Genomic DNA, 24,323 nt, shown 5'->3' with positions numbered 1-24,323 from the left:
ACCATGAATACACAATTTAAAGCCAAAACATTCTATCCGATTCTATTCGGTTTCTTCGTAATGGGATTCGTAGATATCGTAGGTATTGCAACAAACTATGTGAAAAAAGATTTTGAACTCTCCGATACATACGCAAACCTGCTCCCAATGATGGTATTTGCCTGGTTTGCAATCTTTTCCATTCCTACCGGCATTCTAATGGGAAAAATAGGGAAAAAACTGACTGTCATAATGGCTTTAGCTACTACAACAGTAGCAATGATAGTCCCCTTTATTTCCTATACTTTCGCAAGTATGTTACTCGCTTTTACAATATTAGGTATCAGCAATACTATACTGCAAGTATCATTAAACCCGATGATTGCCAATGTTGTTTCTACTGATAAAATAGCCAGTACGTTAACTCTCGGCCAATTCGTCAAAGCAATATCTTCATTTTTAGGACCTATTGTCGCAGGAGGTACTGCCATATTATGGGGAGACTGGAAAATAACATTTGGTCTATATGCGGTAATTTCATTGTTTTCCACTATTTGGATGTATCGCAGCATCCCCGATAACCAGCAAGAAGAGGATACACGTTCTAATTTATTGTCTACTCTGTTGCTACTTAAAGATAGGAAGATCTTTCTGATTTTCTTAGGAATATTATTCATTGTCGGAATCGACGTCGGTTTAAATACAACCATTCCCAATTTCTTAACGACACAAGCCAATATGCCGTTAAGTGTAAGCGGCTTGGGAAATAGCCTGTATTTCATATCTCGTATGGCGGGTACATTTTTAGGTACTTTATTATTAGCGCGTATAAAACCTCATATTTATTTGCAAAGCTGTATATTGATTGCCATTATAGCATTTATCTCTTTATTATTGGTTCGTGTACCTTGGGAAATGTTTGCATTAATCTGCATCGTAGGCTTAGGTTGCTCCTGCATTTTTTCGATTCTGTTCTCCTACGCTTTGCAACATAAACCGGACCAGAGTAACGAAGTTTCGGCATTAATGATAATAGGAGTATCGGGTGGCGCCTTAATTACTCCTCTTATCGGAATAACATCCGATTATTGGGGAGTAACTGCCGGATTGGCTTTATTATGTCCCTGTTTACTCTATTTAGGAATACTATCTACTATAATAAATAAGCCCTCCCGCTAAAAGTGCTTCCCGCACGGGGAGGTACGCCAGGCGATGGTTCATTGAAACGCAGATGAACGCAGATTTTCGCAAAAGAAAACAAATGTATGATAAAGAGCTACAGTCTTTTAATCTGCGTCCTGCGTTTCATCAAAGATTTAAAACTCTGTGAAACTCCGTGCAACTCTGTGGTGAGTTTAATTCTTTTCGGGCCAATAATACGAACTCATTTAAACATTGGTACCGCAAACCACTTCTTAAACATCTTCGTTACAAATACATACATCACAAATGCAGAGAAAAATCCTACAATGGCATCAATAAGATAATGAGCTTGAATGTAAACAGTGGCACAACAGAGTAAGATATAGAATGGCATCAAAACAGCAAACAGCCATTTGCTCCCACGCCATGCCATAATCATAAGAATCGTAGAAATACCTACATGCGAACTGGGAAAGGCTGCCGTAGGACGTTCTCCAACTTGCTGTGAGCCCTCCACAAGATTATAAAAAAAGCCATGTTCATATCCCGGACCGGGCAGCAATTCCTGATGATGATTGAAATAATCACCGATAGCATAAAATGTACCATGCTCTGCATTCTCTAATCCGATGGCCGGGAAATAATATTGCGGACCGGCAACCGGGATAAATATATAGATCAGATAATAAATAAAAAAGGAAGTAACCAGTACAAAGGAGAGTTTCTCAAACAACTCAAATCTATAGATAAAATAATACAAAGTCACCACCAGAATCATCGGATAATAGGCAAAATAGCCCATATTAAAAGCCTCACTTATCCATTGGTGCGGCAACAAATAGCAAAAGTGCAATGCAGGCTGGCAACCAAACATCCACTGTTCGGCAGAAGCAAAGATATGATCCAGGTTGGGGAAAAAACGGTTGAACTCATACGTATCCGGATACCAATAAGAAAGCAGACTCATTTGAATGGCAATCCGCACAAAAGCAGAAAACTTACAAGGTGCCAACCTGTAGAGATACATTAATAAGAATGTCATTCCGGCAATCATAGCCCTGTCCAGCAACATGTGCCAGGGATGATCCATCCGCTGAAAAAGGAACAGAATCAATATAGAAGTCAACAAGTTGTATATCAGTGTTACCTTCTCAACAGCGAACAGTCCCTTGCGGGTCTCTACACGTTTAAATAAATCTAGAGCCATCCTTCATTCTTATACCAGGCAATGGCCTCTTTCACTCCTTTTTCCAAGTCATATTCAGGAACATATCCCAGTTCTTTCATGGCTGGAGTAATATCACATTGCCAGTTTCTTTGTTTCATTATCTTATATTTATCTGAATTCAGCGTACTACTCTTTCCTGAGCGGGTAGCAATGAATTCAGCGAGCAAAGATACGACTTTAAGGAGAATTAACGGGCATTTCAATCGAATAACGAATGGATTTCCCAATTCTTTTTGTATCAGATCCGAAAAAGTACGACTTTTATAGACCTTCCCATCAGCCAGAAAATAGGCTCTCCGGGATACCTGCTTCTCAATTCCAAGGAAAACAGCCTGAACAATATCTTTTACATATACAAATGTAAGATCCTGACGTTTGAAACCAACAGAAAAGTCCATATGATTGAGTATCGACTTAGCCATAAGAAAATAGTCCATCTCACGAGGGCCATATACCCCTGTAGGACGATAAAACACATAAGGAAACCCAGGAATACTTTGTATATACAACTCCGCTTTAAGTTTACTCAGTCCATAAGCAGTGTTCGGAGCCGGCAGATCATTTTCGTGTATCGGATTGTAATCCTCTTCGTGTATCGGGCCAAAAACACTCAGCGTACTGATATAAATAAATTGCTTGGGCACCATATTAAGTTGTATCAATGTATCAACAAAATATTTGGTTTGCAAATAATTGACACGGTCGAACTCCTTTTTATCTACACATTTAGTCAATCCGGCACAATGAACAATATAGTCAAACTTATTATATGTACCTTTATGACCGGATAACTGCGCTTTCAACTCATTGGGATGGGCAAAATCAAGTTCCAGAAAATGAATTTTCCGGTCAGATAAATACTTCCTGCTACTGGTAGAACGAATTCCTGCCCACACAGCAAATTTGCGTTTCAAAGCCTCCTCGACGATGAAACTGCCAATAAACCCACTCGCTCCTGTAACTAAAATACTTGCCATAATTAATAATTATTCAATGTACCAATAAATAATGTGCTAATGTGTTAATATGCCAATGTGCTGCGCTATAAAAACATGCCGAAAACCAATTGGTATATTAGTACATTCTTTTAATTGGCACATTGGCATATTAACACATTAGCACATTATTTAATTGGTTCTACATGTATACCCACATGCGTTCCTTCTCCAAACATTTCCTTCAATTTTCGCTCAATTCCCGTAGCAGTACGATGAGCTTCTTCCAATGAGATTTTTCCATCCATACGTACATGCAACTCAATGGCGTACTGATTCCCTATTCTACGGGTTCTTAAATGATGTGGCTGACTTACTCCGGGAAATGAAAGCGCAGCCTGCTCTATTTCACGTTCTACCTCATCAGGCAATGACTTTTCCAAAAGCTCATCTACACAAGGTATCAACAACTGAATAGCTACTTTCATTATAAAAATACTGACTACTACAGCAGCTATCGGGTCAAGTACTCTCCATTTGTCACCAAGTAAAATGGCCCCGCCAATACCAACAGCCGTTCCGATAGAAGAAAGAGCATCACTCCGATGATGCCATGCATTAGCTATCACCGCCTGTGAATTCAGTTTTCGTCCTTTTATAACGGTATATTGATACAATATTTCCTTCAGTACAATCGAAACCAACGCTGCTATCAATGCCAGCATTCCCGGCTCCCCAAGCTGTTCTCCATGAAAAAAATCATAGATAGAGGAAGCACCGTTCCAAAGGATACCAAAGCCGACACACAAAAGTAATATCCCGATAATAGCTGTAGCCAGCGTTTCATATTTTCCATGTCCGTAGTCATGATCTTTATCTTCTGGCTTGTTAGAGATACGCACAAAGATAATCACAATAATATCAGTAACAAAATCGGATAAAGAATGAACCGCATCAGCCAGCATAGCAGCACTATGTCCTGCTATTCCGGCGAAGAACTTAAAGACAAGAAGTAAGAAGTTTACCACACTTCCCACAACAGTCACTTTATAAATTTCTTTTTCCCGGGAAGGAGTTTTGGATTCCATTTTGTTATAATATAAATCAACTATTGGGCAAATGTACATGAAATTCTTGAATTATTGATATTTAATCATTTACTTTGTAGTTAATAACAATAGAAATAAGTTACGTCTCTAAGTAACAGGTCTCACCTGTATTCGCTTCAAAATCCGTAACTTATTAGCTCGTAACTTATAATAATAAAAACATCATGGCGAAAAAGAAAGAAAAAAAAGCCGGTAAACGAATGAAGAAAAAAGAACTGGCAACCACATTAATGGATTTCTTCCACACCAGACAGGAAGAAGTTATCAGCCTTAAATATCTTTTCGCGGAACTACACCTCACCACACATCCCCTGAAAATGCTGTGCATGGATATTCTCGCGGATATGCTGACTGACGACTACATAACGGAAGTTGATAAGAATAAATACAAACTCAACAACCACGGCATCGAGATGACAGGAACCTTCCAGCGTAAAAGCAACGGAAAGAACTCATTCATCCCCGAAGGTGGAGGCGACCCGATATTCGTGGCCGAACGTAACTCTGCCCATGCAATGAACAATGACAAAGTAAAAATAGCATTCTTTGCCAAACGCAAGAACCATGACGCTGAAGGGGAAGTTATTGAAATACTGGAACGTGCCAACGACACATTTGTGGGTACGCTACAAGTAGAAAAATCTTATGCTTTCCTGGTAACAGAAAACCGGACGCTGGCAAATGATATCTTCATCCCAAGAGATAAACTGAAAGGTGGAAAAACCGGAGACAAGGCTGTTGTGAAAGTAATCGAATGGCCGGACAAAGCTAAAAATCCAATCGGACAGGTACTTGATATTCTGGGTAAAGCCGGAGACAATACCACTGAGATGCACGCTATTCTGGCAGAATTTGGTTTACCCTATGTCTATCCTCAGGCAGTAGAAAAGGCTGCTGATAAGATTCCGGCTGAAATCTCTGAAGAAGAGATAGCCAAACGGGAAGATTTCCGTAAGGTCACTACTTTCACCATCGACCCAAAGGATGCCAAAGACTTTGACGATGCACTCTCTATCCGTAAACTAAAAGACAATTTATGGGAAGTAGGAGTACATATAGCAGACGTAACGCACTATGTAAAAGAAGGAAGTATCATTGATAAAGAAGCCGAGAAACGTGCTACCTCTGTCTATCTGGTAGACCGTACTATCCCGATGCTGCCCGAGCGTCTGTGTAATTTCCTTTGTTCACTACGCCCCCACGAAGAAAAGCTCGCTTTCTCCGTTATTTTTGATATCACAGAGAAAGGAGAAGTAAAGAATTCACGTATCGTACATACAATCATCTATTCCGACCGCCGCTTCACTTACGAAGAAGCACAGCAAATTATCGAAACCCGGGAGGGAGATTTCAAAGAGGAGGTTTTGATGATGGATACAATTGCCAAAGCGTTACGCGAAAGACGTTTTGCTGCCGGAGCTATTAACTTTGACCGTTACGAAGTGAAATTCGAGATAGACGAGAAAGGAAAACCGGTCAGTGTTTATTTCAAAGAATCCAAAGATGCCAACAAACTCGTAGAAGAGTTTATGCTACTTGCCAACAGAACCGTAGCCGAGAAGATAGGACGCGTACCCAAAGGAAAGAAAGCCAAAGTATTGCCTTATCGTATCCATGATCTACCCGATCCGGAGAAGCTGGATAATCTTTCACAATTCATTGCCCGTTTCGGATATAAGTTGCGTACCAGTGGCACAAAGACAGACATATCAAAGTCCATCAACCACCTGTTGGACGATATTCAGGGAAAGAAAGAAGAAAATCTGATTGAAACAGTTTCTATCCGTGCCATGCAAAAAGCGCGTTATTCAACACACAACATCGGACATTATGGATTGGCGTTCGATTACTATACGCACTTCACATCCCCCATTCGTCGTTTCCCGGATATGATGGTACATCGCCTCGTGACCAAATATCTGGACGGAGGAAGAAGTGTTTCGGAAAGCAAATATGAAGATCTCTGCGATCATAGTTCTAACATGGAGCAGATTGCAGCAAATGCCGAACGTGCTTCTGTCAAGTACAAGCAAGTAGAATTTATGAGCGAACGGTTGGGACAAACATATGATGGAGTAATTTCCGGTGTCACAGAATGGGGACTTTATGTGGAGCTTAACGAAAATAAGTGTGAAGGTATGATACCTATGCGTGATTTGGACGATGACTACTATGAGTTCGACGAAAAGAACTACTGTCTGCGCGGACGACGTAAGAATAAGACATTCAGCTTGGGTGATGCAATCACCATTAAAGTAGCCCGTGCCAATCTGGAGAAAAAACAACTTGACTTTGCATTAATGTAATAAAGGAGGCGGTAAAGTGATAACTTTACCACCTTATAGCCCTATCACATTATAACTTTATACGTATGAAAACAGTCATCATAGAAGACCAACAGCGGGTAGAAGAAATTATCTCCCGCTGTGATATCTGCTTTGTCGGTATCACCGATCAGGAGGGAAATCCATATGTAATACCCATGAACTTTGGTTATCAGGAAGGGGTGATTTATCTGCATTCCGGACCAACAGGAAGCAGCATTGATATGCTGGAACGTAACAATAACGTATGCATCACTTTCAGCACAGACCATGAGCTGGTATTTCAGCATCCCAAAGTAGCCTGCAGTTACCGGATGAAAGCCAAAAGTGTGATCTGCCGTGGAAAAGTAGGCTTCATTGAAGATATGGACAGCAAACGCGAAGCACTGAATATCATCATGAAACATTATAGCAGCCGAGAATTTGTTTATTCAGACCCGGCTGTAAGAAATGTAAAAATATGGGAGATCCCTATCAGTAGTGTAACGGCAAAAGAATATGCGGCACCGCATAAGAGATAAGTTACATTCGTTTTTTCCATATCCGATCATTAATTATATCTAATATACACACACTATGGAAAACAATCAGAATCTATTAACCTTTGGCGAACTTTATCAAACTTACAAAGAACGCTTTTTAAGATTAGCAATTTCTTATGTGAAAGAGGAAAGTATCGCAGAAGATTTTGTAACTGATTCTTTTGTCTCATATTGGGAGAACCGGCACAAACTTCCAGAAGGAGCTAATATACCCGCTTATATTCTTGTTTCTCTTAAAAATGAATGCTTAACTTACCTGAACCGACTTCGCAAGGAGCAAGAAATTGTTGATCATCTAAGAAGTCAACAAGAATGGGAACTGGATTTCCAGATTAGCTCGCTGGAGGCCTGTAATCCACAAGAAATTTTCTCTGAAGAAGTACAGCAACTTGTGAATAAAGCGATCGAGTCTTTGCCGACAAAGACAAAAGAAGTTTTTCTGTTAAGCCGGATGGAATACCTGACAAACCGTGAGATCTCAGAACGTCTGGGAGTATCAATTAAAGCCGTCGAATTTCACATCACCAAAGCATTAAAAGTAATGCGTATTGCTCTAAAAGACTATTTACCTGCTTTTTTCTATCTTTTTCTAAATTAATTCAATTTTTTGTTAGGGTATCTTTACCCTTATTAGTTATATAGACGTAAAGGATAAAATTTATGGATAAAGAATCACTATATCGTTTTTTTAACGGCACTGCTTCCGAAGCGGAAAGAATTCAGATACGGAATTGGGCAGATGCTTCCCCGGAGAATATGAAAGAATTACTTAGGGAGAGAAAACTTTATACAGCTATCGTTTTAGTCGGAAAAAAGGAATCCTTCATAAATCAGAAAACAAGATACAAGAAAATAAAAATCACCCAGTTTTATCGTTATGCAGCCGTTTTTATCGGAGCCATACTGTTATCGTGGTTTATAGCAAACCTGAAAGACGAAACGCTACCTATACAACAAATCACCGTACCACTGGGACAATATATGAGTATGACATTAGCAGATGGCAGTAATGTGTACCTCAATTCAGGTACCACACTAAAGTATCCTACCAAATTTACCGATGATTATCGTACGGTAGAAATAGATGGAGAAGCATTCTTTCAGATAACTCATAAAAAAAATGATGCACCATTTATTGTCCGTACATTTAAAGGAACAGTAGAAGTCTTAGGTACAAAGTTTAATGTGGAAGCTTATAAGAACAGAAATAAATTCATAACTTCTCTATTGGAAGGAACTGTAAAAGTAAGTGCAAACAACCAGCAAATAATACTGAAACCAAACGAAAGAGCCACATTGTCGGACGGCAAACTTATAAGAAGCAAAATAGAAGATGATAGTTATTATAGCTGGACCAGTGGAATTATTAATTTCAACAATATCACTTTTGAAGCTCTGATGAAAGAGTTCGAGAAGGTATATGGAATTGAGATTGTGATTAATAATAGTGCTATCAAGAACAACTTATGTCTGGGTAAATTCCGTAGAATTGACGGACTGGAATATGCATTAAAAGTATTGCAAGTGGATATACCGTTCACTTATCAAAGAGATTTTGAGAAACATATCATTTATATTAACTAAAAAAGAAAATCAGCGTATGAGAAAGGCATAGTAATTATTAAAAGGAAAGGGAATATCGAGCCGTCGCCAAACATATCGATATCCCCTTGGAAAAATTAACACAGTATTTTGTATTAATCTTAAAACATAGCAAATATATGAAAAAGAAATTGATGTTAGAGGATAATTACGCTTCTAATTCAACAATATTATTTAGATTTATGAAAATCACACTCTTCCTGCTCATTGTGGGAATATTAAATGTTTACGCAATCAATACGCATTCTCAAAATGCACGTGTAAGCATACGTTATTCCAACGAACCTTTACAGATCATTCTAAATGATATAGAGTCACAAACTGACTATCTATTCATTGTCATTAATTCTAAAGTCGATACGAAGAAAAAGTATTCTATAAATGCCAAATCCGAACCTGTATTTACTGTATTGGACAATATGTTCAAAGGGGAAAATATCCGGTATAAAATGCGTGGAAACCATATTGTACTTTCCCAGGAAACACAAAAAACAGAACAGGAAACCAAACGGGTACTGACCGGTTATGTCAGAGATAACAATGGGGAGCCATTGATAGGTGCCAGTATCCTCGTAAAAGGAGCTTCACAAGGGACAGTAACCGATGTCAATGGTTATTTTCGTCTCCAGGGCGACTATACCGACAAAACCATACTCTCAATCACCTATATCGGCATGCAGGGCCAGGAAATCACAATCGGAAATAAAAATAAATTTGATATTACGCTGTATGATGACTCCGAACAACTGGATGAAGTGGTAGTAGTGGGTTACGGTACACAAAAAAAGATAAACCTGAGTGGCGCAGTAGAAGCTCTTGCCGGCGAAACATTGAAAAACCGTACAGCCAACAATGTAGGAACTATGCTTCAAGGACTTGTACCTAACCTGAACATCAGTACCAACGGTGGTCAGATCAGTCAAACACCAGGTTTCAATATTCGTGGTGCAACTTCCATTAACGGAGGGGGGGCACCTCTAATTCTCGTGGATGGAGTTCCGATGGAAGAAGCCGAATTTTCACGTATGAACAGCAACGACATAGAAAATATATCTATCTTGAAAGATGCCTCTTCAGCAGCCATCTACGGAGCTCGTGCTGCATTTGGAGTGATTCTGGTAACAACTAAGAAAGGAAAAAGTGAAAAGATCAATTTTACATTCAACAATACAATGAGCATCCGGACTCTGGGGCGCATACCTGAGATAGTAAAAGACCCTTATATACAGGCCTCATATAAAAAAATCATGGGAGCCCCCTGGTATGACCTTTACTCAGAAGAGGAACTGGAATATGCTAAACAACGCTCACTCGATCCGTCACTTCCGGCTGCTATGATCAATCCGAGAGACCCGAACCGCTACACTTATCTGGGGGCAACAGACTGGTTCCATGAAATCTATAACAACACAGGTACTGCACATTCACATAGTATCAGTATGTCCGGAGCAACGAAAAAGACTTCATACTATCTGGGCGGCGAATATTTCAGTGAAAAAGGTATGGTCAAGTATAATACGGATATGTACAACCGATATAATCTGAGAAGTAATGTCAGCTATCAGGTTACCGATTGGTTGAATATCTCAAATAATACTTCCATGACGTATTATACGTATACAGCACCCGCATCTCTGGATAACGGCTGGCTTTATAAACGAATTCATAATGCTAATGCCTTGGAAATTCCCAAAAATCCCGATGGGAGCTGGACAGAAGCCGGAGCCAAATATATTGCCGGAACCGAGCAAGGTGGCAATAGCGATTATACTGAATTATTGGCACAAACTCAAATCTCTTTCGATCTGCAACTTATCAAAAACATATGGTCGGTAAAAGGAGACTTTGCTGTCAAATTCTGGAATAAACATAAAAACTATTGGGAATCCGATCAGTCATTTGAATACAAGGATGGCCCTGACAGTACCCCTAAAGAATTAGGATGGCAAGACTTTGCAAAAAGTGAACATGATAACTCAAGATACTCATTATTCAATATCTATACCAATTTCAATAAGAAATTTGGCAAGCACGAAGTAGGTACTACCATTGGTTTCGAACAACAAGTGGAATCTGCCCAATACTTTATAGGCGAAAGAAACGGAATGCTCAGCGATTCTGCTCCAAGCATCCAAATAGCCACCGGTGAAAAGAGTTTATACGACGGACGTCATACCTGGGCCACCCGAAGCGGATTCTACCGGGTAAATTACATGTTCGATGATAAATATATTTTTGAGGCCAACGGACGTTATGACGGGACCTCCCGTTTTACCAAGAAGCATCGATTCGGCTTCTTTCCGTCTTTCTCCGGTGCATGGGTGATATCAAATGAGAAATTTTATCAACCCGTCAAAGAGGTCATGAACATAGCCAAATTTCGTGCTTCGTACGGATGGCTCGGTAATCAAAATGTGGGTTATTACGAGTATATTTCCAACATGTCATTCTATGAGTGTACTTACTTGTTGGAAGGTAAAAAAACTACAGGTGTAGGTTCTCCCAGTCCGATTTCAGATGACCTTACCTGGGAGAAAGTAAATACAATGAATCTGGGTCTTGACCTTGCATTCTTTAAAAACCGTTTAACAATTTCCGGAGATATTTATCGCCGAAACACCAAAGACATGTTGACAAAAGGCAAAACATTACCAGGCGTCTTCGGAGTTGATCCTCCGCGTCAGAACGCTGCCGACCTGAAAACAGAAGGCTGGGAGTTCTCTATCGGATGGCAGGATAATTTCAGTCTGGCTTCGAAGCCTTTCCGCTATTCGGTAAAATTCAATTTATCTGACTCACGCGCCGAAATCACAAAATTCGACAATAAAAAGAAACAATTAGATGACTACTATGTCGGACAACGCCTTGGTGAGATCTGGGGATTAACCACAGAAGGATTCTTCTTAAGTGAAGAAGATATTAAAAATCACGCTGATCAATGGGCGGTAACGTCCTATCCAGGCGATCGTCCTTTAGCACCCGGTGATTTGAAATTCAAAGACTTAAACGAGGATGGCTATGTTAACAAAGGCGATTGGACAAAAGATAATCCCGGAGACTTTTCCGTAATCGGTAACTCAACACCCAGATACTGCTACGGTGCTGACATTAATGCAGCCTGGAACGGATTTGATTTACGCATATTATTGCAAGGAGTAGGCAAACAAGACTGGTATCCCAATGTATTCACCTTCTTCGGAATTTACCGTGCTCCCTGGTCGGATGTATATGTCAATAACCTTGACCACTGGACACCGGAAAACCCGAACGGATATTTCCCACGCCTGAAATCGTATACGGCAGAAGGAGCCGGAGATCTTAGTACTCCGCAAACCAAATACCTGCAGAATGCAGCTTATATGCGAATTAAGAATATTACATTTGGATATACACTTCCTCAAAGCCTCACCCGCAAATTAAAAATTGATCAGGTACGATTCTATTTCAGCGGAGAAAATATTGCCGAATTCACCAAACTGACAAAGAATGTTGACCCGGAAGCTCTTGGAAACGGAGGAGAAAACCTTGTACATCCTATGCAACGGGTATTCTCATTTGGTTTAAACCTGAATTTCTAAAAATCGAATAAGTATGAAAAAGAAAATATTATATATAGCTTTAGCATTGATAAGTCTGAGTAGTTGCAATGATTCTTTTCTGGACAGATTGCCTGAAACGTCACTAGTTACAGAAAATTTCTTCAGATCCCCTTCAGATCTGGCATTATTCGTCAATAAGCTCTACCTAAGTGAATCTCCTAAATACTGGGACCCGGGAACAGATAATGTAGTTGCATCCGAGAAAGATGAAATATTAGACCTTATTCGAGGTAACATCACACCAGAAACAGTCGGAGGATGGTATTGGGGACAAATACGTGAACTAAATTATTTCCTTGATAATGCCGACAAAGCCCAAGGGAGCCAGGAACTGATTAACCACTATATCGGTATCGTACGCATGCTACGCGGATTGGAGTATTATGAGAGAATAGTAAAGCGCTATAGCGATGGCCCCTGGTATGAGCATGTACTAAAGGATACCGATACAGAGTTGTTGATGAAAACACAGGATCCCCGGACATTCATAGTAGACAAAATAATGGAAGATTTGGAATTCGGTGTTCAAAACATACTGCCAGATATAAAAGACAGAACAGTCTATAACAAATGGTATGCATATGGTCTACTTGCCCGAATTGCCTTACACGAAGGTACATTCAGAAAATATCATGATGAACTGGAACTACAGAGTTCTGCCGATCAATTCCTCGAAAAAGCAGTAAATGCCTGTGAAAAGATTATGGCAAATACCACCGATTTCGGGATTTATACCGATGGAGGCATTGATGCATATGGCAATATGTTCATCAGCAATAATCTGAGCAAATGCAAAGAGATACTTTTATTTAAAGATTTCAGTTATGACCTCAATATTAAGCATGATGTAGCCATGAATGTATTTTCCTACAACACCGATTTGAGCCGTTCTCTAATGGAAAGTTATCTGATCAAGAAAGATGGAAAAGCAGTACCATTCTCATCGATAGACAACTATAAAACCAAAACATTCATGGAGACATTTGAAGACAGAGATCCTCGTTACCGCCAGACATTTATGTATCCGGGATATATCCGTCCGGGTGATGCAAAACCATTTATACCAAACCTGAATCTGGGGGGATATACGCAAATCAAATTTGTACCGCAAGACCCTCAGCAAAACCAATGGGGATGTTCTTACAACGACCTGCCATTAATGAGACTAGGCGAAATACTACTTATCTATGCAGAAGCAAAGGCCGAATTAGGCACACTGACACAAGCAGACTTAGATAAAAGTATCAATCAGCTTCGTGACCGTGTAGGTATGCCACATATGGTATTGTCCGAGTTAACCATTGACCCGACTCTGGAACAACAGTATCCGAATGTAAACGGCAACCTCAAGAACGCCATCCTCGAAATCAGGAGAGAAAGGCGCGTAGAGCTGGCTTGCGAAGGTTTCCGTAAAGATGACATACTCCGTTGGAAAGTCGGGAAATTGCTCGAAATGCCACAGGGAGTATACATTGCCGAATTGAATACCGTATTTGATGTAACAGGGGATGGAGTAACCGATGTAGGTGTCTTCCTGAATAAAGAATCTGTAAAACCAATCTATAAAAAGAAAGTTCTTTATTACCTGGAAGAACAGGGGGAGAAAACCAGTATTTCACTTTCGGAAGGAGATCATGGTTATATCATATTGACCAATGATATTACGAACCCGAAGAAATTCATTGAACCCAAATATTACTATTATCCGATTCCAAAGACCCAATTTACATATAACCCCAATTTACGCCAAACTATTTTCTGGGATAAATAACTAATAATCAGGTAAACATTCTCTTTTTGCATGCCATTAAATAGCATGCAAAGGGGGAGTATTACCCCTAAAAGCCGCTTAAAATGAAATATCTTTTAATTGTTTTATCCGTAATTATTACCTTAAAACTAAGTGCCAAAGAAGTCATCATTGACTTCAATGATCCGGCAAATTTCTACGAAGGATATCTATTTTCCAACGGGATAGAAGGCAAAGCATTGGACATTAGTACAGCTGCCTATTATCGTGCACCTCTACCTATAAATCAGATAGATTCTATCGACATGTCAGGTTCATTCTCTATTGGGATATGGGTGAAATCAGCCGATACATACAATGGATTGAAACCACTGGTCACCAACAAAAAATCCCTTGAAATGAAAGATCCGGGATTTATGATTGCTACTCAAGAAAATGGCTCATGGGCAGCATATTTCACCGATGGCAAAAACTGGCAATGGGATTATAAACCGACCGTAAAACGTCAACCGATCAACGATGCGAAATGGCATTTCCTGGCTATTACCCACTTTGCAGAAAAACAGGAAATGAAAATGTACTATGACGGTAAAAATGTAGCTACTTATTGCACGAACGGTAATGTAAATCTGGCCACTTCCAATCCGTTACTTTTAGGCAATAAAGCAGACGAACAATGGCACAGTTTTAATGGAATGCTGGATAATTTTTCATTCGCAGACCGTATAAAAAGTGATGCAGAGATAGCAGAGGAATATTTCAGGTATACAGGTATCCGGCAAGAAGAGATATTACCGGAATTTACTCCGAATATTAATCTTATGGGATTCAATATCTTTCACGGAGGTCATGAACTTGGCGAACAGGTAGGAGTAAACCGGGTCGTAGATGTTATCAAAGCATCCGGAGCAGACATCATAGGCATGATCGAGACATATGGTGCAGGACCGGAAATTGCCGATGCACTGGGGTATCACTTTTATCTGAGAAGCTCTAATCTATCCATTATGAGCAAATATCCCATCGAACAAACCTGGGACATGTTTCAGCCATTCAACACATGTGCAGCTACAATACGAATCAGTAAAACACAAACCATCAATTACGTTAATCTATGGCTGGATTATCGCCCTATTACCGATGATCAAGTAAAGGCCCGGATTCCTGCCTCTGAGGTCGAAGCAGAAGAATTACCTACACGATATAAAGAACTGACAACAATTTTGAAAGACATGCAACCTTTCTTTGACCAGAAAGATGTTCCCTTATTCGTTTCAGGTGACTTCAACAGTGGGTCTCATCTTGACTGGACAGAAAAAGCCAAACATCTCTTTGAGGGATATGCTGTGAAATGGCCGACCAGCATTCTTATGCTTGAAAAAGGATTTAAAGATTCTTATAGAGAGTTATATCCCGATCCGGTAAAATACCCTTGCTTAACCTGGTCACCCATGTCAAAACTGGATATTCAGTATCGGATAGACTTCATTTACTATATGGGTAAGAACGTGAAGGTCACTGAATCAAAGATGATCGATCAACACCCGGTACGCTTTCCGTCAGATCATGCAGCTATGATTTCAACATTCAAATTTAAAAAGTAATTCCATGAAGAGATTATATAAAATATACCTGATTATCTTTATGTCATTACTGACAGGTGTACCTGCATTAGCTAATGAAGTAACTGCCATACTGCCTTATCCCAATCATATCTGTTGGAAAAAGGGTACATTCGACATCGGAAAACAGTTATACATCTATTCGAATGACCTGTTTAGTAGTGAAATAAAGAGAATTATACCGGTTCTGAAAAAGGAATCAGACCTGCTTTGTAAATTCACTAATAAGGAAAAAGCCAATCTGAAAATAGATATAAAAGAAGACCTGCCCCGAGAAGGATATTCAATTCTGATAAATGCTCAGGGCATCCACATTGAGGCAGCAACTACTACAGGAGTATTTTATGCTATTCAGACATTGAGGCAACTCATTAAAAAAGACGGGAAAAACCTGCAGTGTCCTTATGTTGAAATAACCGATTCACCAGCCTTTGGCTGGAGAGGTTTTCTACTGGATGAAGCCCGTAACTTTCAGGGAAAGAATGAAGTAAAAAAACTGCTTGACGAAATGGCCTTGCTCAAAATGAATGTATTTCATTGGCATCTAACAGATGATCAGGGTTGGAGAATTGAAATAAAGGAATATCCTCTTCTCACAGAAATCGGAGGGCGAAGAGATTCCACTCAACTGAACTGGTATGAAAGTACAGTCTATGATGGTAAGCCTGTGAGCGGATATTACTCTCAGAAAGACATTCGTGAAATCATAGCCTATGCAGCAGACAGGCATATAAAAATCATACCCGAGATAGAATTTCCGGGTCATGCCTCCGCTGCTATTGCAGCATATCCCTGGTTGAGTTGCAGTAAAAAGCAAATCTCCGTTCCCTGTGGCTACGGAGTATTAACAACCGCTTTCAATGTTGTCAATCCACAGGTGCAGGAGTTTATTCACAATGTTTTAGATGAAGTTATCGAACTGTTCCCCTCGGATATTATCCATATCGGAGGAGACGAGGTGAAATACGATGAATGGCTGGATTCTGAAGAAGTATTGCTATTCATGAAAAAAGAACAGATTACTTCACCGGCAGAATTACAAGTGTGGTTCACCAATCATCTCTCTGCTTATCTGGGTAGCAAAGGCAAAAAACTGATGGGCTGGAATGACATAACAGGTGATAAACTTCATGCTTTCCAAACCGGAAATGAAGTAAAAAGCCAATTGAATCCGGAGAATACAATTGTCCAATTCTGGACAGGCAATCAGAGCTTACTGGAAAAAGCTCTAGAGCGCGGTTTAAAGGTAGTAAACAACTCTTGTGAATATACGTATCTGAACTACAACTATGACAAGATTGTGCCCGGATTAGAGTATGCGCATACCCCTATTCCTTTAGAAAAAGCATACCGTTTCAATCCCGTTCCCGAATCCGTATCAGCATGGAAAGAACAAATTCTGGGATTATCATGTGCCATGTGGGGAGAATGGACAAATCGCCCGGATATCATGTACAAAATGGTTTATCCGCAAATAGCAACGTATGCAGAAACAGGATGGACTCAAAAAGAAAATAAAAATTTCGATAGGTTCCTGAAATCTCTGAAACCATTCCGGGAAAGATGGAAATCTGCCGGATACATTAAATAAATATCCCTATTGTTTTACTAAAAAATTAATCATTATGAAAAAGTTTACGGTATTATTAATTTGTGTGCTGGCATCATTCGCACAGCTATGGTCTCAAAACTATGCAAAAGTTTGGTTAGACAAGTTTCATTTCACTAGAGGAGAAGATATTGTTACTCACTACACCGGTGGATTCGGATTCCCAAAGGATAATATGAACATTGCACCCTTAGGACAAACTATTACCGGTATTCCCGGTCATTACTCCACGACATGGTGCTATTTTGATAATCCGGGAGCCAAGGAGGGTACAGCTACTATCCCCGGAGGTAATATGGGTAATGCTGCTGACGGTTACTATTGGATTGTATATCTGATAGACGATGGCTACGAGCAGGGTTCGGAATATATTCCATGTTACTATGGTGATACCCCTCCTCAAAACGAATCTCCGGTACTTGCTCTGGAAGAACGTACGGCCGAGTATACCACTATTACCTTTACGGATAGCGAACTCTGGAGAATGCTGATAAAAGAAATCAACGTTGACGGAACCGCTTTAAGCACGGATGACTATAGTCTGGAAGCAGGTGCTCTTTACATTCTAAAAGACTTAACTACTGCCAAGTCCATCAAAATAACAGCCTGGGATCATCCGGATGCAAGCATTCAACTTGACCCAAGTTCCATCCAAAATGAAAGCATAGCACAGAATGTATGTTTCAGCAACAACTGCTTACAGGTAATCAATGACGATGCTCTAATCCAATCGGTTTCTATCATTTCTCTGGCCGGAGTTACAATAGAATCCTATCAGGTCATTGCAGGCAATAATCAATATGACCTGAATCACTTGAATGCAGGTATCTATTTTGCTAAAGTTTGTAGTAAAAACATCAATAAGGTAATAAAGATTGTAATCGGACGATAGTGTCCCCAACGAGGTTGTACTAAGCCTTTTAGTACAACCTCATTTAAAAACGAATATGAAAAAGAACCTCATTCTACTACTATTTATCTGTTTTTGTCTGAAAGGTTTTACACAACCTTTTCAGCCCGAATTTTCCGTTGCCGGATTCTTTCCTGTCAAAGGCTCGGGCAGGGAGGTCTATTCCATGAATCCCTCATGGAGATTTCATAAAGGGGATGTGCCCGGAGCCGAAAAGATCATTTTTGATGATTCCAATTGGGAGCAAGTCTCCATTCCGCACAGCATCGACCTTTTACCAACCGAGGCCAGCGGATGTATAAACTATCAGGGTATCTGCTGGTATAGAAAACATTTCACTCCCGACTCAAGACTCAGCAATAAAAAACTCTTTCTTTATTTTGAGGCTATAATGGGTAAAACACAAGTCTGGATCAACAATGAATTATGCACCACTCATTACGGAGGATATCTCCCCATTATTATAGATATGACAGACAAAGTAAAATCCGGTCAAAACAATGTAATATCTATCTGTACCGATAATTCAAACAATCCGCTTTATCCACCGGGAAAACCGCAAGAGTTTCTCGACTTTACCTATTGTGGCGGTATCTATCGTGACTGCTGGCTTATAGCACATAATAAAGTATTTATCACTGACGATAATTATGCATCCGAAGTAGCCGGTGGCGGGACATTCGTTTCGTACGACAACGTATCTGCAAAATCGGCCGACATTCATATTAAACTGCAATTAAAAAACGAAATGCCCAAGAACTTTAAAGGTAAAACCTACATCACATTGAGAGACCCTGCAGGAAAAATAACAGGACAAACCACATATTCGTTTTCTATCCCTTCGGGAAAAGCCGTCAGCCATTCAGAACATGTTATCATTAAAAAGCCCCAGCTATGGTATCCTTCTTCTCCTTCCTTATACCAAATGCAAATCGAGATAAAAGATCATACCGGAAAAGTAATAGACGGCTATAGAAAAAAGATAGGAATTCGAAGCATCGAATTTAAAGGAAAAGATGGTTTATGGATCAATGGAAAACCTTATCCTCACCCCATAATGGGGGTAAACCGTCACCAGGATTTTGCTGTAATCGGCAATGCTATGACCAACAATCTGCATTGGCGCGATGCAAAGAAACTAAAAAGTCTGGGGCTCGATATCATCCGCAATGCGCACTATCCGCAGGACCCGGCTTTTATGGATGCCTGCGATGCCTTAGGACTTTTTGTCATTGAGAACACACCGGGCTGGCAATACTGGAACGAAGACCCGATATTCCGGAACCGGGTATTCGATGATATCAGAAATATTATACGCAGAGACCGGAACCGCCCTTCCGTATTCCTTTGGGAACCCGTACTCAATGAGACATGGTATCCCGAATCATTTATTGACAGTGTTAAGCAAATCGTGGCAGAAGAATATCCGTATCCCTACTCCCATGTGGTGGGGGACGCTGAAGCACGCGGTTCATCCAAATTCTCAATACTCTATACACATCCTTCCAACGGAGATACAGGTATAGCGATCAAAGAACTGAGCCCGAATGTAACTTACTTCACCCGGGAGTGGGGAGACAACGTGGACGACTGGAACTCGCACAACTCCACAAGCAGGGCCAACCGCGCCTGGGGAGAATACCCTATGTTAACACAAGCTAACCATTATGCATCTCCTCCTTATGCTTGCACAAGTTATGACGGACTCTGGAAAACATCCAGACAGCATATCGGCGGTTGCCTCTGGCATTCATTTGATCATCAGAGAGGTTATCATCCCGATCCTTTTTATGGTGGTCTGACAGATGTATTCAGGCAACCCAAATACGCTTATTATATGTTCATGGCCCAACGGCCTGTCGATTCACTCGCCATACAGGTAGAAAGCGGACCTATGATATATATAGCCCATGAAATGACTCCATTCTCTCCGGCGGATGTAACGGTCTATTCCAATTGTGAGGAAGTAAGGCTTACTGTCTTTAAACACGGAAAAACATATACCTACAAAAAAAAGGACAGGCCGGGGATGCCTTCTCCCATTATCATTTTCAAAGATGCCTATCATTTTATGGAAGATAAAGCGCTCTCACGACAGGAGCGTTGGGATGAGGTCTATCTGTTGGCAGAAGGTTTCCGAAACGGTAAAAAGGTAGCCGAACATAAACGAATGCCTGCCCGGCGTCCAGGTAAAATCACACTGCACTTAGATGACGAAAATATTCAGCCCATTGCCGACGGTTCCGATCTGATCACAGTGATTGCTTCTGTTACAGACGAAAACGGAAATATCAAACGGTTGAATAATTATCATATAAAATTCTCAGTTGAAGGAGAAGCGAGACTGGTTGCCAACGAAGAAACACATACCAACCCCCGCCCGGTTGAGTGGGGAACTGCTCCTATCCTTCTTCGGACAACACTCCGCCCCGGTAAAGTAAAAGTAAGAGCCGAAGTTGATTTTCCGGGTATACAAATGCCCATACAAGGGGAGTTGGAATTTACTGTTTTACCGGCATCTGTTCCTGCTATTTACAATATGGAGGAGCGAACGGGAGTATATCAGCTAGGCTCAATTTCTGATAATAACCGGAAAGATAACACAGAAGAACGGAACAGACTGAACCGGGAACTAAAAAATGTAGAACGCCAACAAAGCGAATTCGGTGAAGGAGGTTTAAAATAATTAATCAATAAATACAATAAACACCATGAAAAAGTATCTTATTTTAGTCGTCAGCTGGCTCTTGTTAGGTTCCGGCCAATTAGTAAAAGAGGCTTCTGATAATGTATGGGTATTACCCTGTACGGAATTATTAGAGAATTACCAAGATTTTCCGGCAAAAGAATGGAATGAGGTTGTACTGGGAAAAGGAGAAACGGAGCATCTACAGGTGGTTCTGAATACAATACCTAAAGAAAAGATTACCATTTCATCATCTATCCCAGAAGCATTCAATGTACACTACAGAATGCTTACGGATATAGATGGATACAAAGATGCCTTAGTACCGTTTGTATCCACCATACAGGCAACAGGATCAACCTCGGTTGTATGGCTGACTTTCGAAACTCCGCGGAACAGCCAACCGGGTACATATGAATACACGGTATCTATTAAGACACTGAGAAACTCCATCAATCTTAAATTCAAAGTACGTGTAGCCGATTATGAAATCCCCCTGACTCCCTCTATTCCTTCGGAGTTCTGTATTGACATAGATAATCTACCGGACAACGGTTCGGATGAGCAGAAAGAACTCTGGAATGAGTTTCTTCTTTCACGACGCATTGACCCCTATTATGGCAAGCTCATAGACCGGAATACATGGCGTTGGGACAACTGTTTCTCACCATGGCCATGGGACGATCCGAGAAGCCGGAAGTTACTTCAGGACAAACGTTTCTGCCGGTTTGCCCTTCCCTGCATGCTGGAAGATGACGAACTCCTGCGAATGTGTAATGATATGGAGGAAAAAGGATATTTCGACCGATGTTACTTCTACATCTGGGATGAGCCCAAAACGCCCGAACACTATGAGCAGATCGCCAAAGAATCTGCCCATATACTATCTCTCAAGCCAAACGCTAAAATGCTCGTACCGATCTCCAGCTTTCTTGTCGAAGGAGAACATAAATGGGACTATGACTATACGTTCGATTTCCTCACAAAATATGTAAAAATATTCCCGATTGCAGCCGAACAATACAACTGCGAGAATTCCGGCGCGGAGAAATTCAGAAAACTGGTCGAACCACGAGCCGAATGGTGGACATATGTCTGTTGCGGACCAACCGGCGTTCAGCCTAACTTCTTGTTTGCCCAGACCCCTTTTCACAACAGAGCCATCATGTGGAGGGTATGGAAGGAACAGGAAACAGGATTCCTGTATTGGGGGGTAAACAGGTACCGTCTCAATCCGTTCGCATTCGATACAAGTCTCAATGCCGTAGGTGATGGAGGATTGGTCTTTCCCGGAGATTTATTCAATATCAAAGAACCCGTAGCCTCAGCCCGGCTGGAACGATGGAAAGAAGGACAGGAAGACTATGAGTTATTAAAAATGGTGGAAGATAAAGCCGGAAGACACGTTGCAGAAAAGATTCTTGAACAAGTATACAAATCACCATCCGACTACACAAGAAGTTCGGCAGAGATCAGTAGCTTCCGAAAAAAACTAATAGAAATCATTGAAACGTATAATCCCTCCAATCAGGTTATCATACGGGGAGAACAGCATCAGGTAGATACCCTGAATACTTATATACCCGGCCCCGGCTGTGATTATGTCCATATTCGTATCGAAGATATGCCGATAGAAGCGCATATTCTGAAGATAGACCTGCAGAACCCCCATACGCAGATCCGCACTTTTCTGGGTAAAAACACAATAGAAGGATTAGAAAGAGTATCTGCCGCATGTGACAGATACTCTTCTGAAACAGCCGATGCCTACGCAGGTATTAACGGGGATTTCTTTAATATAAAAGCGCACAATGAATTACCCATCGGAGCCCCGCGGGGAGGGTGCATTGCCGACGGAGTAGTGCAACGCGAGCCCAGAAACATGGACTGGGCTTTTGCTACTATTGACTATACGAACAAACCAACGCTCGACAATATGAGCTTTGAAGGTTCTGTAACCAGTATGAAAGCTCCTATATCTTCCTACCGGTTTTACGACGTCAACCTTCCCAGAACGGATTGCTATTCCTGCGATCTGACTTTCTATAATGAATTTGCAGGTGGCTACACGCGAATGGATGAAAATGCAGATATAGGCGATAAACTTAAAACAGAAGTTTTCTTCAAACCCGCCGAGGGATACAAGTGGAAAGTAAATGCTCCGGTAGCTTGTATTATTACGAGAATCATTAAAGATACGGAAGGACATAACGCATTGGAAGCCGGCGAATCGGCTTTATCGGGCATCGCTCAGGCAAAAACGTTTCTCGACAAACTCACTATCGGACAAAAGCTGAACATTAAAATGACAATTAAGACACCACAAAACGAAACTCCCTTTATCAAAGAGATGATCGGAGGCAATTCGCTCTTGATGAAAAACGGAATATTAACCGATTGCAACTTCAACGACAGTTACAACAACGTGCTGTATCCAAGAACAGGAGTGGGATGCTCTGCAGATGGTAAATGGCTGTATATGATGGCTATTGACGGACGACAGGAACATTCCAGAGGAGTGTACACCGACGAAATGTGCGATTTATTTCGCAGCCTGGGTGCAGCCAATGTAGTGGGTTTTGATGGCGGAGGATCTACCGGCATGGTGGTTAATCACGCAGTGGTCAACAAGCCGAGTGACGGTAATGAAAGAGCCGTTACAAACGGATGGTTGCTACAAACATCTGCTCCGGTAGATAAAAACATTGTTCGTATGGATTTTAATTACTGGAACAAAGAGCAGATCACCTCCGGCTCCATTCCTCTGAAAGTAATGGGGTACAATCAATACAGCGTTCTCACAGACACGGACATTACCGGTGCGGTACTCAGTTGTTCTCCGGGACTGGGATATATTAAAGACCGTACTTTAATACTGAACGGACCAGAAAAGAAAGGAACCGTCACTGCTACTTTTAACGGAATAAGTGTCACCCGGTATCTGAATTTAAGTATATCTACCGGCATAAATCAGACCATAAAAACAGCAACCCCTATCGAATTCTATCGGGCACCTGATTCAAATGTATTTTACCTCACCAAGAAAAATACTGATCTTTGTAAGATAGCTTATTCATTATATACAATTAACGGCATCTGCCTGAAGCAGGAAGTCACTGAATTTACAGATAATATCCGCCTGGACTTCACCGACATATCATCCGGTATATATATACTACGGGTGAATATGGCAAGCGAAAATCATTCATTCAAACTCATTATATGATGACCAGACAGAACTACACAAATCCCCGTACCGGATTAAAAAATAAATCAGTCCACCAC

General features: G+C 40.7%; 15 protein-coding genes. 12 read left to right on the top strand and 3 right to left on the bottom strand.

Annotated features, from left to right (window positions below; genetic code table 11):
• Window positions 1-3: 3 nt before the first annotated feature.
• A complete protein-coding gene (locus tag VCM39_RS00375) occupies window positions 4-1,158 on the top strand; it encodes an MFS transporter (RefSeq protein ID WP_221649694.1) in 1,155 nt (384 codons plus the stop codon).
• A gap of 205 nt (window positions 1,159-1,363) precedes the next feature.
• On the opposite strand, the gene VCM39_RS00370 is transcribed toward VCM39_RS00375, so the two are convergent.
• The 3 genes from VCM39_RS00370 to VCM39_RS00360 form a co-directional block, all read right to left on the bottom strand.
• On the bottom strand, window positions 1,364-2,329 hold the full coding sequence (locus VCM39_RS00370) for a phosphatase PAP2 family protein (protein WP_221649693.1): 966 nt from the start codon (window positions 2,327-2,329) through the stop codon (window positions 1,364-1,366).
• Window positions 2,320-3,327: an NAD-dependent epimerase/dehydratase family protein gene (locus VCM39_RS00365; protein ID WP_002558410.1), complete on the bottom strand. Its 1,008-nt coding sequence runs from the start codon at window positions 3,325-3,327 to the stop codon at window positions 2,320-2,322. The genes VCM39_RS00370 and VCM39_RS00365 overlap by 10 nt, the downstream gene beginning before the upstream one ends.
• A 146-nt stretch (window positions 3,328-3,473) precedes the next feature.
• Window positions 3,474-4,373: a cation diffusion facilitator family transporter gene (locus tag VCM39_RS00360; RefSeq protein ID WP_122201447.1), complete on the bottom strand. Its 900-nt coding sequence runs from the start codon at window positions 4,371-4,373 to the stop codon at window positions 3,474-3,476.
• 185 nt (window positions 4,374-4,558) lie between these two features.
• On the opposite strand from VCM39_RS00360, the gene rnr reads away from it, so the two are divergent.
• The 11 genes from rnr (at window position 4,559) to VCM39_RS00305 (ending at window position 24,264) form a co-directional block, all read left to right on the top strand.
• On the top strand, window positions 4,559-6,700 hold the full coding sequence (rnr, locus tag VCM39_RS00355) for a ribonuclease R (protein WP_025866848.1): 2,142 nt from the start codon (window positions 4,559-4,561) through the stop codon (window positions 6,698-6,700).
• Between the two features lie 65 nt (window positions 6,701-6,765).
• The gene (locus VCM39_RS00350) at window positions 6,766-7,239 is read left to right on the top strand and encodes a pyridoxamine 5'-phosphate oxidase family protein (protein ID WP_025866847.1); all 474 of its coding nucleotides are present in this window, start codon (window positions 6,766-6,768) and stop codon (window positions 7,237-7,239) included.
• A gap of 55 nt (window positions 7,240-7,294) precedes the next feature.
• On the top strand, window positions 7,295-7,858 hold the full coding sequence (locus tag VCM39_RS00345) for an RNA polymerase sigma-70 factor (protein ID WP_025866846.1): 564 nt from the start codon (window positions 7,295-7,297) through the stop codon (window positions 7,856-7,858).
• A 62-nt stretch (window positions 7,859-7,920) separates the two neighbouring features.
• Window positions 7,921-8,844, top strand: a complete 924-nt coding sequence (locus VCM39_RS00340) for a FecR family protein (protein ID WP_025866845.1) — start codon at window positions 7,921-7,923, stop codon at window positions 8,842-8,844.
• 137 nt (window positions 8,845-8,981) lie between these two features.
• Window positions 8,982-12,440 carry a TonB-dependent receptor gene (locus VCM39_RS00335; RefSeq protein ID WP_223381608.1) on the top strand — a complete coding sequence of 1,153 codons (3,459 nt, stop codon included), beginning with the start codon at window positions 8,982-8,984 and terminating at the stop codon, window positions 12,438-12,440.
• A 13-nt stretch (window positions 12,441-12,453) separates the two neighbouring features.
• Window positions 12,454-14,232, top strand: coding sequence for a RagB/SusD family nutrient uptake outer membrane protein (locus VCM39_RS00330; protein WP_195348924.1), 1,779 nt, complete (start codon window positions 12,454-12,456; stop codon window positions 14,230-14,232).
• Window positions 14,233-14,315: 83 nt separating this feature from the next.
• Window positions 14,316-15,815 carry a LamG-like jellyroll fold domain-containing protein gene (locus VCM39_RS00325; protein ID WP_025866843.1) on the top strand — a complete coding sequence of 500 codons (1,500 nt, stop codon included), beginning with the start codon at window positions 14,316-14,318 and terminating at the stop codon, window positions 15,813-15,815.
• Between the two features lie 4 nt (window positions 15,816-15,819).
• Window positions 15,820-17,424 carry a beta-N-acetylhexosaminidase gene (locus VCM39_RS00320; RefSeq protein WP_289291242.1) on the top strand — a complete coding sequence of 535 codons (1,605 nt, stop codon included), beginning with the start codon at window positions 15,820-15,822 and terminating at the stop codon, window positions 17,422-17,424.
• A 34-nt stretch (window positions 17,425-17,458) separates the two neighbouring features.
• Entirely contained in the window at window positions 17,459-18,334 is an 876-nt protein-coding gene (locus tag VCM39_RS00315) for a T9SS type A sorting domain-containing protein (protein WP_025866841.1), read from the top strand.
• A gap of 55 nt (window positions 18,335-18,389) precedes the next feature.
• Window positions 18,390-21,038 carry a glycoside hydrolase family 2 TIM barrel-domain containing protein gene (locus tag VCM39_RS00310; RefSeq protein WP_195348923.1) on the top strand — a complete coding sequence of 883 codons (2,649 nt, stop codon included), beginning with the start codon at window positions 18,390-18,392 and terminating at the stop codon, window positions 21,036-21,038.
• Window positions 21,039-21,063: 25 nt separating this feature from the next.
• Window positions 21,064-24,264, top strand: coding sequence for a phosphodiester glycosidase family protein (locus VCM39_RS00305; protein ID WP_195348922.1), 3,201 nt, complete (start codon window positions 21,064-21,066; stop codon window positions 24,262-24,264).
• Window positions 24,265-24,323: the final 59 nt, after the last annotated feature.

The organism is Bacteroides mucinivorans (genome assembly GCF_034654355.2).
Classification (GTDB): Bacteria; Bacteroidota; Bacteroidia; order Bacteroidales; family Bacteroidaceae; genus Bacteroides; species Bacteroides nordii.
This window is presented reverse-complemented; position numbering and strand designations above follow the sequence as displayed.